The organism is Pseudomonas putida, from assembly GCF_050989985.1.
Classification (GTDB): Bacteria; Pseudomonadota; Gammaproteobacteria; order Pseudomonadales; family Pseudomonadaceae; genus Aquipseudomonas; species Aquipseudomonas putida_AI.
Genome location: NZ_CP158815.1, coordinates 5,054,547 through 5,070,063, shown reverse-complemented (window position 1 = coordinate 5,070,063; position 15,517 = coordinate 5,054,547). Strand labels below are relative to the sequence as shown.

Here is a 15,517-nt window from a genome sequence, read left to right as displayed (position 1 = left end):
AGGAATAAAATTATGGGTTCGCTGCATCGTATGGCTGTGTTGTGTGGGTTGACGGCGGTTCTGGCCACTTCGGTTGCCCAGGCCGAAGACTGGAAAGTCGCCAAGAATGAAGACGGCATCAAGGTGTCCCTGAGTGAAGTGGCCGGTTCCGATTACAAGGCCTACCAGGGCGTCACGCTGATGAAAACCACCGTGGCCAAACTGCGCGCGTTGCAGGAAGACGTGGCTGGTGCCTGCGCCTGGATTCACGAGTGCAAGACCCAGAAGTTGCTCAAGCACGAAGGCGATCAGAGCTGGACCTACACCCAATTCAACACGCCCTGGCCGGTTACCCCGCGTGACTCGGTGCTGCATATCACCACCCTCGAAGGCGCCGACGGCAGCTTGACCCGCAAGCTCGAAGGCGTGCCCAAGTACCTTCCTGAAGAAAAAGGCTTTGTGCGGGTGGCCAAGGTCGATGGCTTCTGGAAGTTCGAACCTCAGGGCGATCAGGTCAAGGTGACCTATCAGGTACACACCGAGCCGGGCGGCAGCGTGCCGTCGATGGTTGCCAACAAGTTTGTGGTCGATGCACCGTTCAATACCTTGAAAAACCTCAAGGCGTTGGCCGAGAAGTAAACCTCGGCATTCCAACGCCGGGCTCCCCCCTGTAGGAGCTGCCGAAGGCTGCGATCTTTTGATCTTGATCTTGATCCTGAAAATCAAAAGTTCGCAGCCTCGTTGCACTCGACAGCTCCTACGCAGCTCCTACAGCCTGTATTCAGCCAGCACCCTTTATTGTGTTTCTGAATATTCGCTGTACGAAATTTTCACCAAGCCTCCAAGACAATTCGCGCGCGTCGGCATGATCGAACAGTAATCAATGGCAATGCCACGATTGATCGTGCAACATTTGCGCACCGCGCAAACCCCGGGGCCAGGTAATTGGCCAATAGAGGGCAGGGCGCAGCTGTATTTTTGAAACTTCAACTTCCAATGGGTCCTAAAACGACATGGCAATTCCGGACGCCCTGAATCAGCAGCGAGCTTCTAGTCGCCTGCTGCAACCGACCGTCAAATCGCATCTGGCCTACACGTTGTTGTGTGCCCTGATCATGATGGTCATGTTCAGCCTGCTGCGCGTTGCGCTGCTGGTCTACAACCGCGAGATGATCCTCGACACGCCGGCCTCGACCTTTGTCGAAGCGTTTGCCAACGGCCTGCGTTTCGACCTGCGTCTGGTGGTGTACCTCAGCGTTCCGTTGCTGCTGGCACTGTTCAGTGCCCGGGCCATGGCCGCGCGCGGTTTTTTCCGTTTCTGGCTGACCCTGGCCTCCAGCATCGCGCTGTTCCTGGGCCTGATGGAGATGGACTTCTACCGTGAATTCCACCAGCGCCTCAACGGCCTGGTCTTCCAGTATGTGAAGGAAGACCCGAAAACCGTGATGAGCATGCTCTGGTACGGTTTCCCGGTGGTTCGCTACCTGCTGGCCTGGGCCGTAGGCACCTGGATTCTCAGCCTGGCGTTCAAGGGCGCCGACCGCGCGACCCGTCCACGTGGCCCGTTCAGTGGCGGCAGCATCGGCGCCCGTCAGGTCGCCCCTTGGTACACGCGTGTCGCGGTGTTCGTGGTTTGCCTGATGGTCTGCGTGGTCGCCGCTCGCGGCACCTTGCGCCAGGGCCCGCCAATGCGTTGGGGTGACGTCTACACCACCGACTCCAACTTCGCCAACCAACTGGGCCTCAACGGCACGCTGTCCCTAGTGGCGGCGGCGAAGAGCCGGATGTCCGAAGATCGCGACAACATCTGGAAAGCCACGTTGCCACAACCGTTGGCGCAGCAGACCGTGCGTGACATGTTGGTGATGAAGGACGAGAAGCTGGTGGATGGCGAGACCGCCGCCGTGCGTCGCGACTACACGCCACCGGCCGACAAGACCCTGCCGATCAAGAACGTTGTCGTGATCCTGATGGAAAGCATGGCCGGTCACTCGGTGGGTGCCTTGGGCGCGCCGGGCAACATCACGCCGTACCTGGACCAACTGTCGAAGGAAGGCCTGCTGTTCGACCGCTTCTTCTCCAACGGTACCCACACCCACCAGGGCATGTTCGCCACCATGGCGTGCTTCCCGAACCTGCCGGGTTTCGAATACCTGATGCAGACCCCGGAAGGCAGCCACAAACTGTCCGGCCTGCCGCAGTTGCTCAGCACCCGGAACTACGACGACGTGTATGTCTACAACGGCGACTTCGCCTGGGACAACCAGTCCGGTTTCTTCAGCAACCAGGGCATGACCAACTTCGTCGGACGTAACGACTTCGTTAATCCGGTGTTCTCCGACCCGACCTGGGGCGTGTCCGACCAGGATATGTTCAACCGTGGCCTGGAAGAGCTCAAAGCCCGCGACGGCAAGGACAAGAAACCGTTCTATGCCTTGCTGCAAACCCTGTCCAACCACACGCCGTATGCCTTGCCGACGCCATTGCCGGTCGAGCGCGTGACCGACCGCGGCAGCCTGAACGAGCATTTGACGGCCATGCGTTACGCGGACTGGGCGCTGGGCCAGTTCTTCGAGAAAGCCCGCAAGGAGCCGTACTTCAAGGAAACCCTGTTTGTCATCGTCGGCGACCACGGTTTCGGCAACGAGCGCCAGATCACCGAAATGGACCTGGGGCGTTTCAACGTGCCGATGCTGATGATCGCACCGGGCATCCAGGAGAAGTTCGGCAAGCTTGACCACACCGTCGGTACTCAGGTCGACATCGTGCCGACCATCATGGGTCGGATTGGCGGGGAAGTGCGTCACCAGTGCTGGGGTCGCGATCTGCTCAACCTGCCGGAAGGCGATACCGGCTTCGGCGTGATCAAGCCATCGGGTAGCGAGCAGACCACGGCCATCGTGACTGCCGACCAGATTCTGGTGTTGCCGAAAGACAAGGACATGGCGCCGAAGATGTACGCCTATGAACTGGGCGCCAATCCGCATGCCGAGGTCATCCCGGATGCACCGCGTACCGCGGAGATGCGCACCAAGCTGGAATCGTTCCTGCAAACGGCAACCAAGAGCCTGCTCGACAACACCGCCGGTGTGATCGATGGCAAGCCGGACTAAGTAGTTCGCGACAATAAAAAGAGGCCCTTTCAAGGGCCTCTTTTTTTGCAGGCAGAAACTTCATATCTTGCCGAGTAACAACAGGATCAATATCACTACCAACACCACGCCGATGATACCGGACGGGCCATAACCCCAGCTTCTGGAGTGCGGGAAGACCGGCAGACCACCGATCAGTAACAGGATCAGAATGATGAGTAGAATTGTGCCCATGTCTATTTCCTTGCTGTAAGTAGTCAGGAATGACCTAGTCGTTAATGATCAGCAGGAATGCAATTAATTCGAGCTGCTTAAAAATTCCGACTGCCGCGCTTCAAAGAAAATTCCAAGTATTTTTCATGTTTTTCGAACATCGGATTATTTCGTTGCGCAAGCGCTAGTTGCTGGCGTTTTGTTTGGGCCATTCAGCAATCTGATGGAGCGTGGGTCCGGCAATATCCTTCGCTACACTGAGGCGCATCTTCCCCGGAACAACAAGGCTGTTTGCTATGCAAAATCGCATGATGATCACTGGTGCGGGCTCTGGCCTGGGTCGCGAAATCGCGCTGCGCTGGGCGCGTGAAGGCTGGCAGCTGGCCTTGTCCGATGTCAGCGAGCCGGGCTTGCAGGAAACCCTCAAGCTGGTACGCGAAGCCGGCGGCGACGGTTTCATCCAGCGTTGCGACGTGCGCGACTATAGCCAGTTGACCGCTTTTGCCCAGGCTTGCGAATCGAAGTTCGGCGGCATCGACGTGATCGTCAACAACGCCGGCGTGGCGTCGGGCGGGTTTTTCAGTGAGTTGTCCCTGGAAGACTGGGACTGGCAGATCGCGATCAACCTGATGGGCGTGGTCAAGGGCTGCAAGGCCTTCCTGCCTCTGCTGGAAAAGAGCAAAGGCAAGATCATCAACGTCGCGTCCATGGCCGCGCTGATGCAAGGCCCGGCCATGAGTAACTACAACGTGGCCAAGGCCGGTGTGGTGGCGTTGTCGGAAAGCCTGCTGATCGAACTGGCGCACCAGGAAGTGGGCGTGCATGTGGTGTGCCCGTCGTTCTTCCAGACCAACCTGCTCGATTCTTTCCGTGGCCCGACGCCGGCCATGAAGGCCCAGGTCGGCAAGTTGCTGGAAAGCTCGCCGATCAGCGCGGCCGATATTGCTGACTACATCTACCAACAGGTCGCCGCCGGTGAGTTCATGATTCTGCCTCACGAACAGGGCCGCATGGCCTGGGCGCTCAAGCAGAAGAACCCGCAACTGCTGTACAACGAAATGACCGTCATGGCCGACAAGATGCGCGCCAAGGCCAAACAAACCGCGGGCTGAACTTGCCCCTGAGCCAATGCCTCGTTAGGGTGGCCGCCACTGGCCATCCTAACGAGGCGCTCGCATGCTCAATTACCTGTGGTTCTTCCTTGCCGCGTTGTTTGAAATCGCCGGCTGCTTCGCCTTCTGGATGTGGCTGCGCCAGGGCAAGAGCGTTTGGTGGGTGGTACCGGCGTTGCTCAGCCTGACCTTGTTCGCCCTGTTGCTGACTCGCATCGAGGCCACCTACGCCGGTCGCGCCTACGCGGCTTACGGCGGTATCTACATCATTGCGTCGATTGGCTGGTTGGCGGTGGTCGAGCGGATCCGTCCGTTGGGCTCGGACTGGATCGGCGTGGCACTGTGCGTGATCGGGGCGAGTGTCATCCTTTTCGGCCCACGCTTTTCCGCTTCCTGAAGGATCCGTCCTGCATTTCACACCCCCCGTCAGACGTTTCCGTCAGGAGCTCAGGCCGCAGCCTGTCAGTCCGTTCCGGATTACAGCCATTGCCTTGAAGCCTTGCCATGCGCCGGGCATCTTCAGGGTTCGGTCATCCTGAAGGACGAAAGTCATGCTAGTACTCAGTCGCGTTGTGGGCGAATTGATTTCAATCGGCGACAGCATTTCCATACGCGTCGTTGCTGTCGATGGAAACAGCGTGCGTTTCGGTGTCAAGGCGCCACGCAACGTCAATGTGCACCGATCCGAGATTTATGAGCGGATCCAGCGCAAGCAGCCCAAAAAGGAAAAGTCAGTCGAATAGATGTTTGGGGACGTCGTGCTTGAGCATCAACTGGCATTGCTCGCTTTCCGGGTCGAAGACGATCAGTGCCTGGCCCTTGATCAATGCCTGGCGCACCCGCAATACGCGGGTTTGCAGCGGCGTATCGTCGCCGTTGTCGGTACCGTCGCGGGTGACGAAGTCTTCGATCAGGCGGGTCAGGGTGTCGACCTCAAGTTGGTCGTGGGGAATCAGCATAAGCACCTCGGGTAAACAATGTCGGGATGCTACGGCGAATGATTGATGTCGGCTAGCTTTGGGTTCGGTGTGTGCCTATCCGGCGCCATCGCGAGCAGGCTCGCTCCCACATTTGACCGCATTCAACTGTGGGAGCGAGCCTGCTCGCGATAGCGATTTTTCCGTCGATAGAAATCCCGGGTCAGTTATCCGACCGCTGCCCCACCAGACTGTCCACCGAAGGCACCCGCGTATCACTCTCCATCTGCGTGTCATGTTCGAGCTGATGACTGAAGCGGTCCAGCGAGCCCGTGGCCGGCTGTGCGTCGCTGGCGAACACCGGCGGGCTGAGGATGTAGGCGCCGAGCAGGCGGCTGAGGGCGGCGAGGCTGTCGATGTGGGTGCGTTCGTAGCCGTGGGTCGCATCGCAGCCGAAGGCGAGCAGGGCGGTGCGGATGTCATGGCCGGCGGTCACTGCCGAATGGGCATCGCTGAAGTAGTAACGAAACAGATCACGGCGAACCGGCAACTCATTGTCGCTGGCCAGGCGCAGCAGGTGGCGTGACAAGTGGTAGTCATAGGGCCCGCCGGAGTCCTGCATCGCGATGCTCACCGCGTGTTCACTGGAATGCTGGCCGGGCGCGACCGGTGCAATGTCGATGCCGACAAATTCGCTGACGTCCCATGGTAGTGCCGCCGCCGCGCCGCTGCCGGTTTCCTCGGTGATGGTGAACAGCGGGTGACAGTCGATCGACAGCTCTTCACCGCTGTCGACGATGGCTTTCAACGCCGCCAGCAGCGCCGCGACACCGGCCTTGTCGTCGAGGTGGCGGGCGCTGATGTGGCCACTTTCGGTGAACTCCGGCAGTGGGTCGAAGGCGACGAAATCACCGACGCTGACCCCCAGGGAGTCGCAATCGGCACGGGTCGCGCAGTAGGCGTCCAGGCGCAATTCAACGTGATCCCAACTGATCGGCATTTCATCCACGGCGGTGTTGAACGCGTGCCCGGACGCCATCAACGGCAACACACTGCCGCGAATCACGCCGTTGTCGGTGAACAGACTGACGCGGCTGCCTTCGGCAAACCGGCTGGACCAGCAACCCACGGGAGCGAGGGTCAGGCGGCCGTTGTCCTTCACCGCACGCACGGCGGCGCCAATGGTGTCCAAATGAGCCGAAACGGCGCGGTCGGGGCTGTTCTTCTTGCCCTTGAGGGTGGCGCGAATGGTGCCACGACGGGTCATTTCGAACGGGATGCCCAGCTCCTCCAGGCGTTCGGCGACGTAGCGCACGATGGTGTCGGTAAACCCGGTGGGGCTGGGAATGGCGAGCATTTCCAGCAGGACTTTTTGCAGGTAGGTCAGGTCCGGTTCTGGGTATTTGCTGGTCATGGAAACTCCTGATGGGGTGTGCGCATCGATGGTTTCGATGAGAAAGAAATTCGTTGCCTGTCAGACCGCCTTCGCGAGCAGGCTCGCTCCCACAGGGAACTGCAATCAAATGTGGGAGCGAGCCTGCTCGCGATGGGGCCAGTCGAGGCAACACATCACTTGGAGGCCACCGACTGACTATGCGGAAACAACAAATCCACAAACCGCTCGGCCGTCGGTTGCGGCTCATGGTTGGCCAGCCCGGCCCTCTCGTTGGCTTCGATAAACACGTACTGCGGCCGATCGGCCGCGGACACCATCAGGTCCAGGCCGACCATGGGAATGTCCAGCGCCCGCGCCGCCCGCACCGCCGCATCCACCAGCGTCGGGTGCAGGATGGCGGTGACATCCTCAAGCACCCCGCCCGTATGAAGATTCGCCGTACGCCGTACGAACAAATGCTCGCCCGCCGGCAGAATGCTGCTGTAGTCATAACCTGCGTCATGCAAGGTGCGCTGAGTCTCGTGGTCCAGGGGGATTTTGCTTTCACCGCCCGTGGCCGCCTGACGCCGCCGGCTCTGGGCTTCAATCAGTGCGCCAATCGAGTGCTGGCCATCGCCCACCACCTCCGCCGGTCGACGTATCGCGGCGGCGACCACTTCAAAACCGATCACCAGAATCCGCAGGTCGAGGCCTTCGTGAAAGCTCTCCAGCAACACACGGCTATCGAATCGGCGCGCCGCTTCGATGGCTTGCTGGACGTCTTCGATGCTTCGCAGGTCCACGGCCACGCCTTGACCCTGTTCGCCGTCCAGCGGCTTGACCACCACCCGTTGGTGCTCGTCGAGAAACGCCAGGTTGTCATCGGCATTACCCGCCAATTGCTGCGCGGGCAAGTTCAGGCCGGCCGCCTTCAGCACTTTATGAGTCAGGCTTTTGTCCTGGCACAAGGTCATGCTGACCGCGCTGGTCAGGTCGCTGAGGGACTCGCGACAGCGCACCCGGCGTCCGCCGTGGCTGAGGGTGAACATCCCGGCATCGGCGTCATCCACTTGCACATCGATGCCACGCCGGAGCGCTTCCTCCACGATGATCCGCGCGTAGGGATTGAACTCGGCTTCAGGGCCCGGGCCGAGGAACAGCGGCTGATTGATGCCGTTCTTGCGCTTGATGGCGAAGGTCGAGAGGTTGCGAAAGCCGAGCTTGGCGTACAGATTTTTCGCCTGACGGTTGTCATGCAGCACCGATAGATCGAGGTAGCTCAATCCGCGACTCATGAAGTGCTCAATCAAGTGCCGCACCAAGACTTCACCAACACCTGGCCGTGAGCAGTGTGGATCGACCGCCAGGCACCACAGGCTGCTGCCGTTTTCCGGATCGTTGAAGGCCTTGCGGTGATTGAGGCCCATGACACTGCCGATGACCGCGCCGCTGTCCTCGTCTTCGGCCAGCCAGTACACCGGGCCGCCTGAGTGATGCGGGGTCAGCAGGGTGGCATCGATGGGCAGCATGCCGCGGGCCTGATACAGCTGATTGATCGCCTGCCAGTCCGTCTCGCTTTGCGCACGACGAATGCGAAAACCGCGAAATACCCGGGTGGCCTGACGGTAATCGCTGAACCACAGGCGCAAGGTGTCGGACGGGTCGAGGAACAACTGGGCCGGCTCCAGCCCCAGCACTTGCTGGGGGGCGGCGACGTACAGTGCGATGTCGCGTTCGCCGGGCTGTTCGTTGAGCAACTCTTGGGCAAGGCTGGCCGCATCGGCAAAGGTGTGGCCGATCAGCAACCGGCCCCAGCCGCAGTGCACCGCGATCGGCGCTGCGCCGAGTTGGCTGCCGTCTTCGGCCAAGCGCGCCTGCAAGCGCTCGTAGGATGGCGTCTGACCTCGCAACAAGCGTTGGCTGATGGCCGTAGCGTGAGGTTTCATCGATCAGATTCCTTGTTCGCTGAGCCACAGGTTCAGGGCCGCCAGTTGCCACAGCTTGGAACCGCGCAATGGCGTCAACTGGCCTTGGGGATCGGTCAACAGGCGGTCGAGCATCGCCGGGTTGAACAGGCCGCGATCCTGGCTCGGATCGAGCAATAACTCGCGCACCCAGTTCAACGTGTCGCCTTGCAAGTGCTTGAGGCCAGGGACCGGGAAGTAACCTTTCTTGCGGTCGATCACCTCGCTCGGGATCACCAGGCGCGCCGCTTCCTTGAGTACCTGTTTGCCGCCGTCGGGCAGCTTGAACTTACCCGGTATCCGGGCGGACAACTCCACCAGGCGGTAGTCGAGAAACGGCGTGCGCGCTTCCAGGCCCCAGGCCATGGTCATGTTGTCGACGCGTTTGACCGGGTCATCCACCAGCATCACCGTGCTGTCCAGGCGCAAGGCCTTGTCCACCGGCGCGTCCGCACCGGGTTGTGCGAAATGTTCCTTCACGAAGTCACCGGCGGCGTCATTCGCTGTCAGCCATTTCGGTTGCACCGTGGCGGCGTAGTCTTCGTAGCTACGGTCGAAAAACGCTTCGCGATAGGCCGCGTACGGATCGCTGGCGCCGTCCACCTGCGGATACCAGTGGTAACCGGCAAACAATTCATCAGCGCCCTGGCCGCTCTGCACCACTTTGCAATGCTTGGCCACTTCTCGGGACAACAGGTAAAAAGCGATGCAGTCATGGCTGACCATCGGCTCGCTCATGGCGCGGAACGCGGCCGGCAGTTGTTCGATGATTTCCTTTTCATCGATGCGCAGTTGATGGTGCCGGGTACCGTAATGCCGGGCGATCAGGTCCGAGTACTGGAACTCGTCGCCGCGTTCGCCACCGGCATCCTGAAAACCGATGGAAAAGGTCGAGAGGTTTTCCACGCCGACTTCACGCAACAGACCGACGAGCATGCTGGAATCGACACCGCCGGAAAGCAGCACGCCAACGTCTACCGCCGCACGCTGACGTATCGCCACCGCGTCGCGGGTACTGTCGAGTACCCGGTCGCGCCAGTCTTCCAGGGTCAGGTTCATCTCGTCGGCGTGTGGGCCGTAGGGCAGGGTCCACCAGGTTTGCTGTTCGGTGCGGCCATCGGCGTCGATGCGCATCCAGCTGGCCGGCGGCAGTTTTTCGATGCCCGCCAGCAGGGTACGTGGTGCGGGGACCACGGCATGAAAGTTCAGGTAGTGATTGAGCGCCACCGGATCGAGAATCGGGTTGATATCGCCACCCTTGAGCAACGCCGGCAGCGAAGAGGCGAAGCGCAGGCGCTGGGCGGTGCGCGACAGGTACAACGGCTTCACGCCGAGACGGTCGCGGGCGATGAACAGGCTTTGCGTGTCGCGCTGCCAAATGGCGAAGGCAAACATGCCGTTGAGTTTCGGCAGCAGTGCTTCACCCCAGGCATGAAAGCCCTTGAGCAGCACTTCGGTGTCGCCACCTGAATGAAACGCGTAGCCGAGGCTTTCCAGCTCGGTGCGCAGTTCCGGGAAGTTGTAGATCGCGCCGTTGAAGGCCAGGGACAGTCCCAATTGATGGTCGATCATCGGCTGTGCCGAGCCGTTGGACAGGTCCATGATTTTCAGGCGTCGATGGCCCAGGGCAATTGGCCCCTGGCTGTGAAAACCCCAGGCGTCGGGGCCGCGTGGTGCCAGGTGATGGGTGATGCGTTCGATGGCTGCAAGGTCTGCAGGTTGATTGTCAAAACGTAACTCGCCAGCTAATCCGCACATAAATTCCTTACCGGTTTTTCCGTTGGGGAGGGTCAATCGATACCCGGCCAAAATGGCGGGTACTCAGAAACTGACCTGCCACGGTAGTGGGAGTTTTAGATCGATGAGTTATAAGCAGCGGTTGCCGGGGGCAGAGGAAGAGGGGACACAGGTCCCCATCGCAGGGGTGGTAGTTGTCGCTGCGATGCATGGAAGTTGTTGCTTGGATGCAGGCCGATTCGTCCTTGTATTCGAATTATTCATGGCCTGACGAGCTTCATAGACTGAGCGCACCTCAACGCAATAAGGATATTGCTCATGCCGTCTGAAACCTCCAGGACCACCCCCGTTGCGGCGCCATTGACACCTCAACAACGACTCGAAGCCGTGTTGGAACACACCGGCGATCTGGACAAGGCGCAATCGCTGCTGGCGTCTGTTCCAGACTGGTTGGCGAATGCCGACCTGAAAGTGGTGCAGGCCCTCAAGGCCGCTTTCGAACAATCTTTTCTGGCCCAGGGCAAGGTGGCCACGGCACTGGAAAAACTCAAGCCGCTGGACGAGTTCTGCAAAGAGGAGTTGACCGCCTTCCTCAACGGCAAGTGGACGATCGATTTTGATGTCGAACGGGACACGCTGGACATCACAACCAGAAAGTATGCGTCTACAGGACTCAACCCGCTGGGGTCCCTGGCGCAACAAACCACGACTTCACGCAGCCTGCTTCACGCCGCCATGGAGAACTTCACCGCAGAAGAAGCGAAGGGCGGCGTACCCCCGGTGGACGCAGTGATACACATCGACGCGAAGGCGCAATCCGGAACTGAAATAACCTTCGCGAAGTTCGCGACACTCTGTCGTGAGCTCGACCTGGGGGGCCGTTATCAACGCCATATCAGCGCAGCACTGGCGTTGCCGGCAAAACCGGGAAAAGGAGCGCCTGCCGATAGTCGAGCCTCCACCGCCGACATTCGGCGCTTGAAAGTGCTGGATATGCAGGTGGCCCTCCACATCGCCTACCTCAGGAAAGACATCAGCCAAGCTGTTTATTCGATGTTGCTGAGTGCGCTGGAACAGGATCTTCCTGCGGCGAAAATCAGGGGCGCGGTGTTTGATGGTGGGCCGGTGCTTTGGCAAGGCCTGATGATTCATGACGCCTGCATCTGTGGTGCGCTGGTTTTTACCAGGGTATCCATCGATACCGAGCCGAACGCCAGATGCGTGGTTTACATGCCCAATGAACCGCGACGACCGTTGTTTGAATATGCCTCGCTGGACGAATTCAAGACCTACCTCCGCCTCCACTTGCAGAGCGCCAGCTACAGGAAAGTTTTCGCTGAGCAGTACCTGCACGGCCATGATCGATCGGTTTTTTTTACCGAGTTTGACAAAGACAGGACCCTGGGAACGCTCACTGCCTCGCCCGCCGACACCTGCCTGGCCGATTTCTTCTTCAACACCTTTGTCAGCAAGACTCAAAAAGACGCGCGTTTGCTCGCTGTCCCCACCGAAGATGTCGATGAACAACAACGGGAAACAACCATTCAGATATTGCTCGATGGTGGCCTGCTGCTGTTGAACGCGGCGGCGTTCTTCGTACCTGTGATAGGCCAGCTGATGTTGGCAGCGGCCGTTGTCGACATCGTCAGCGAGGTCTATGAAGGCGTGGTGGACTGGACACGCGGCGAGCGAACCGAAGCCTTGTCCCATTTGTTGAATGTTGTTGAAAGCCTCGCGCAATTGGCAGCATTTGCGGCGGGCGGCAAAATTATTGCAGCCGTCAACAAAAGCGTGACAGAGCAGGTGGCGTTTTTCGACGGATTCGAGGCGGTCACTCGCCCGGATGGCAAAGCCGGATTGTGGAAACCCGAACTTGAGTCATACCAACAGACCACGACACCGCCAGCCGACGTTCAAGCCGACTCGCAAGGGCTCTACCGGCATGCCGGGCTGACTTCGATCCTCATTGATGGGGCGCCTTATCGAGTCTCGCGCAAAACCGAAGCGGGGCCCTGGACCATCGATCATCCTGTGCAAACCGATGCCTTCCAGCCCGCCGTCGAGCGAAACGTGGAAGGTGGCTGGCGGCATGTCTATGAGCACGCCCACGAGTGGCACGATACGGCTTATGCATTGGGACGCACGAGCCCGCGCCTGAGCGAGCTTGGCACTGACCTGGAGGCGTTGGCCGACATCAGCAACCTGTCGACGGACCAGATTCACTACTTGCACGAAAGCAACTTCAAGTTGCCGCAGCGGCTGAACGATTGTGTCGAGCGGGTGAAACTCCACCGCTCCATCACCGCACTGGTCGCGGCCATGGAGCGCGGCGAGACCGCGAACACGGACTTCATCCAGGCGCAACTGTTTACACTGCCCAGGCTCCCCGGCTGGCCGGCGGAGCGCTTCATAGAAGTGCGCGACGCAAACGATATGGTCGTGTCCCGCTTCCCCGAGACCGCCCCGCACAACGATGACATCAACAGCGTGCATGTCAGCCAGGTGCAGCTGGAGTGGGGTGAATTGCTCGATACCGTTATCAGTGGCCTGTACCCGAAAGAAGTCGAGGCCATCATCGGCAGCACGGGCACTGAACCGAAAGCGCAGTTGATGGCAAAACAGATCGCCGCCAGTCTCAAAAGCAATCGCCGGCCGCTGCATGAGTGGCTGTATAAAACCTATGACGGCACCGCCATCGGTGACGTTGCGACGCTGCGCGAACAGGTGCCCGACCTGCCCACCCGCATGTGTCAGGAGTTGCTGGAGAACGCTTCTGGCCGGGATCGCCTTTTCCTGCGTGACCGCAAGATCCTGGGCATGGATCTCGCCCGCCAGGCCCGCGAGGCCCAGGCGGCACTCAGGCAGGACCGTGCATTGACGGGGTTGCGCTTCCCGCAACTGGCCAATGCCGACACCGACAAACTGGCGCTCGGGCTGATGGACCGGGTGCAAGGCTGGAACGATGGTTTTCGACTGGAACTGCGACGGGGATCGGCGACTGGCGCCTTGCTCGACAGCGTGGGTGAAGCCGATGCGCCTTCGCATGGAGTCATCGTCAAGACCGCCTCCGGCTATCAGGTCACCCAACGCAATGGCAATGTGGCTGCCACTCTGTCGAGCGATATGCTGCTGCAGTCGATAGTGGATGCATTGCCCCCCACCCATCGCACCGCCATGGGGTTCACGGGGGACGATGCGCTGGACTTGCCGACGTTACGGGCACGGCTGTCGAGAGCGGGGGCTGGCGATCCGACGCATACCGCGCGGGTGTTGCGGGGAGAGCGCAGTGAAGCGGCGAAACATCTGTCGGCCTGTGTCCAGGCGAGTCCGCCTGGTGCGAGTTCTTACTCAAGGGGATTGATTCGTAATGTCAGGAAGCTCTATCCGCTGTTCACGGATGCCCAGGTTTCGTCGTTTCTCGACAACGCCGGCAGTACTCCGATAGCGCGGGCCAATCGAGTCAAGGAGCTGGGGCAGCAACTGGAAAAATTGCGTGGGGTGCTACGCACCTGGCTTGACGATGAAGTGCAGATGAAGAAGTTGCCGGGGCGGCTCGACGATATTCGTATCGGCCGTCGTCAGGTTGCCAATGCCATCGAAAATTGCTGGCGCCGGGTAGCGCGGCAAAATCAGGCGGCTACATCACTCACGCTGGACCGCAACCCGGTGGGGCCGTTACCGACATTGACCGAGGAGGATGTGGCCCATGTGCGCGCCCTCTCAATCAAGGACATGCAGGCTGGCGATGAGCTGGCGTATTTCCTCAAACCGTTCAAAAGGCTTGTCTCGCTGGAACTGGATCGCAATCAACTCACACGATTGCCCGAGGTGTTGTCGCACATGCCCCAACTTGAGCACTTGAGGCTGGATGGCAATCAGATACAACTGACCGAACACACATTGCGCAAGCTGGCCGAGCTGCGCAATCTGCGCACGCTGGGACTGAGCGGCAATCGCCTGGGCGCCACGATCGACGTGAGCAAAATGCTGGATTTGCAATCGCTGTTCTTGCGCGATACCCATATCACGGAACTTCCCGCTGGACTCAAGCGCCCGCCGTATCTGGACATCGTGGACTTGCGTGGCAATCAGATCCGGGAGTTGCCCGACTGGCTGTTCCAGGCCACGCAACGGTTCGCCCGAACGATCAACCTGAGGGATAACCCGATTTCCGCAGCGAGCCTTGCGAAGCTGGAAACCTTCCGCGACAACACAGGCATCGGCTTGGGTCTGCTTGAGGACGATTCCTCGGTGCTCAGTGAACAACGGGCTCGAGACCTGTGGATGCCGGATTCGCGTGAACAGGCCTATGCCCGTCGAAACAGTGCCTGGCTGGCGCTAAAGAACGAACCCCATTCCAAAGGATTCCTTGAGTTGCTGGCAGACGTTGGAGGCACCGCGGACAACCGCTTTGAGCGCGAAGACATGACCCGGCGGGTCTGGAGTGTCATCGAGGCGATTCAGGCTGACTCGGCGTTGTGCGATCAGCTGCTGTCGATGGCAGTCAAAGCCCATTGCACTGACGATGCAGCGACGATCTTCAGTAATCTTGAGGTGGCAGTGGAAGTCCACACAGTGGTTCGACAATCCGTCAATGCCCATGACCGGGCGGCTCGGCTGTTAAGCCTTGGGCGAAGCCTGTTCCGCCTGGATTGCCTCGACCGTCTCGCTCGGGAGCATGTAAAAGCCAATCCCAAGTTCGATCCGGTGGAAGTGGCGCTGGCTTTTCGCACCGGCCTGGCCGAGAGACTCAAGCTGGTCGGTCAGCCCCGGCATATGCGGTATGCATCGCTAGGCGGCGTGACGCCTGCGGATCTGGTCGCTGCAGGCGATGAGGTCGTCAAGGCAGAAAACTCTCCCGAACTGCTGACCTACATGTGTGGCCGCTCGTTCTGGAGCGATTTTTTGCGAGAGCATCACGAGAAACAGTTCACTGACCTTGCTGCACCTTTTCACGTGCGGATGGAAACGGCCGCTGAAAACGAGGCAAAGCTTGGCGCGGACTATCTTCCCCAGGTCGACGGCATTGCCAATGAATTCAAGCGCGCGGAAAACGTTTTATTGAGCCGCCTGACCGAGGAGGCCATCAGGGCTGACGAGTCGCGGACTTGCTTTGCCCTGGATTAAA

Annotated in this window: 11 protein-coding genes; 6 read left to right on the top strand and 5 right to left on the bottom strand. The window is 59.9% G+C overall.

Annotated features, from left to right (window positions below; genetic code table 11):
- Positions 1 to 12 precede the first annotated feature (12 nt).
- A complete protein-coding gene (locus ABTV29_RS23190) occupies positions 13 to 618 on the top strand; it encodes an START domain-containing protein (RefSeq protein WP_433766972.1) in 606 nt (201 codons plus the stop codon).
- A 374-nt stretch (positions 619 to 992) separates the two neighbouring features.
- The gene (locus tag ABTV29_RS23185) at positions 993 to 3,092 is read left to right on the top strand and encodes an LTA synthase family protein (RefSeq protein ID WP_433766971.1); all 2,100 of its coding nucleotides are present in this window, start codon (positions 993 to 995) and stop codon (positions 3,090 to 3,092) included.
- Positions 3,093 to 3,152: 60 nt separating this feature from the next.
- On the opposite strand, the gene ABTV29_RS23180 is transcribed toward ABTV29_RS23185, so the two are convergent.
- Positions 3,153 to 3,311, bottom strand: a complete 159-nt coding sequence (locus tag ABTV29_RS23180; RefSeq protein ID WP_170948722.1) for a DUF3309 family protein — start codon at positions 3,309 to 3,311, stop codon at positions 3,153 to 3,155.
- Between the two features lie 269 nt (positions 3,312 to 3,580).
- Here ABTV29_RS23180 and ABTV29_RS23175 point away from each other — a divergent pair, with 269 nt between their 5' ends.
- From ABTV29_RS23175 to csrA, 3 genes are all read left to right on the top strand, one after another.
- The gene (locus ABTV29_RS23175) at positions 3,581 to 4,396 is read left to right on the top strand and encodes an SDR family oxidoreductase (protein ID WP_433766970.1); all 816 of its coding nucleotides are present in this window, start codon (positions 3,581 to 3,583) and stop codon (positions 4,394 to 4,396) included.
- A 64-nt stretch (positions 4,397 to 4,460) separates the two neighbouring features.
- Entirely contained in the window at positions 4,461 to 4,793 is a 333-nt protein-coding gene (locus tag ABTV29_RS23170) for a YnfA family protein (RefSeq protein WP_433766969.1), read from the top strand.
- Between the two features lie 154 nt (positions 4,794 to 4,947).
- Entirely contained in the window at positions 4,948 to 5,139 is a 192-nt protein-coding gene (gene csrA / locus ABTV29_RS23165) for a carbon storage regulator CsrA (RefSeq protein ID WP_433766968.1), read from the top strand.
- On the opposite strand, the gene ABTV29_RS23160 is transcribed toward csrA, so the two are convergent.
- The 4 genes from ABTV29_RS23160 to ABTV29_RS23145 form a co-directional block, all read right to left on the bottom strand.
- On the bottom strand, positions 5,128 to 5,355 hold the full coding sequence (locus tag ABTV29_RS23160; protein ID WP_110967037.1) for a YheU family protein: 228 nt from the start codon (positions 5,353 to 5,355) through the stop codon (positions 5,128 to 5,130). The genes csrA and ABTV29_RS23160 overlap by 12 nt on opposite strands.
- Before the next feature lie 181 nt (positions 5,356 to 5,536).
- Entirely contained in the window at positions 5,537 to 6,727 is a 1,191-nt protein-coding gene (locus ABTV29_RS23155; RefSeq protein ID WP_433766967.1) for an osmoprotectant NAGGN system M42 family peptidase, read from the bottom strand.
- A 155-nt stretch (positions 6,728 to 6,882) separates the two neighbouring features.
- Positions 6,883 to 8,634: an N-acetylglutaminylglutamine synthetase gene (gene ngg, locus ABTV29_RS23150; protein WP_433766966.1), complete on the bottom strand. Its 1,752-nt coding sequence runs from the start codon at positions 8,632 to 8,634 to the stop codon at positions 6,883 to 6,885.
- 3 nt (positions 8,635 to 8,637) lie between these two features.
- The gene (locus tag ABTV29_RS23145) at positions 8,638 to 10,410 is read right to left on the bottom strand and encodes an N-acetylglutaminylglutamine amidotransferase (RefSeq protein WP_433766965.1); all 1,773 of its coding nucleotides are present in this window, start codon (positions 10,408 to 10,410) and stop codon (positions 8,638 to 8,640) included.
- A 297-nt stretch (positions 10,411 to 10,707) separates the two neighbouring features.
- Between ABTV29_RS23145 and ABTV29_RS23140 the strand changes: the two genes are divergently transcribed.
- Positions 10,708 to 15,516: an NEL-type E3 ubiquitin ligase domain-containing protein gene (locus ABTV29_RS23140; protein WP_433766964.1), complete on the top strand. Its 4,809-nt coding sequence runs from the start codon at positions 10,708 to 10,710 to the stop codon at positions 15,514 to 15,516.
- The last annotated feature ends 1 nt before the right edge of the window (position 15,517 follow it).

Bases quoted from the DNA above. Each gene is read 5' to 3' on its own strand.
- ABTV29_RS23170 (WP_433766969.1), top strand. From the start codon at position 4,461: ATGCTCAATTACCTGTGGTTCTTCCTTGCCGCGTTGTTTGAAATCGCC.
- ABTV29_RS23140 (WP_433766964.1), top strand. From the start codon at position 10,708: ATGCCGTCTGAAACCTCCAGGACCACCCCCGTTGCGGCGCCATTGACA.
- csrA (WP_433766968.1), top strand. From the start codon at position 4,948: ATGCTAGTACTCAGTCGCGTTGTGGGCGAATTGATTTCAATCGGCGAC.
- ngg (WP_433766966.1), bottom strand. From the start codon at position 8,634: ATGAAACCTCACGCTACGGCCATCAGCCAACGCTTGTTGCGAGGTCAG.
- ABTV29_RS23155 (WP_433766967.1), bottom strand. From the start codon at position 6,727: ATGACCAGCAAATACCCAGAACCGGACCTGACCTACCTGCAAAAAGTC.
- ABTV29_RS23175 (WP_433766970.1), top strand. From the start codon at position 3,581: ATGCAAAATCGCATGATGATCACTGGTGCGGGCTCTGGCCTGGGTCGC.
- ABTV29_RS23190 (WP_433766972.1), top strand. From the start codon at position 13: ATGGGTTCGCTGCATCGTATGGCTGTGTTGTGTGGGTTGACGGCGGTT.
- ABTV29_RS23160 (WP_110967037.1), bottom strand. From the start codon at position 5,355: ATGCTGATTCCCCACGACCAACTTGAGGTCGACACCCTGACCCGCCTG.
- ABTV29_RS23145 (WP_433766965.1), bottom strand. From the start codon at position 10,410: ATGTGCGGATTAGCTGGCGAGTTACGTTTTGACAATCAACCTGCAGAC.
- ABTV29_RS23185 (WP_433766971.1), top strand. From the start codon at position 993: ATGGCAATTCCGGACGCCCTGAATCAGCAGCGAGCTTCTAGTCGCCTG.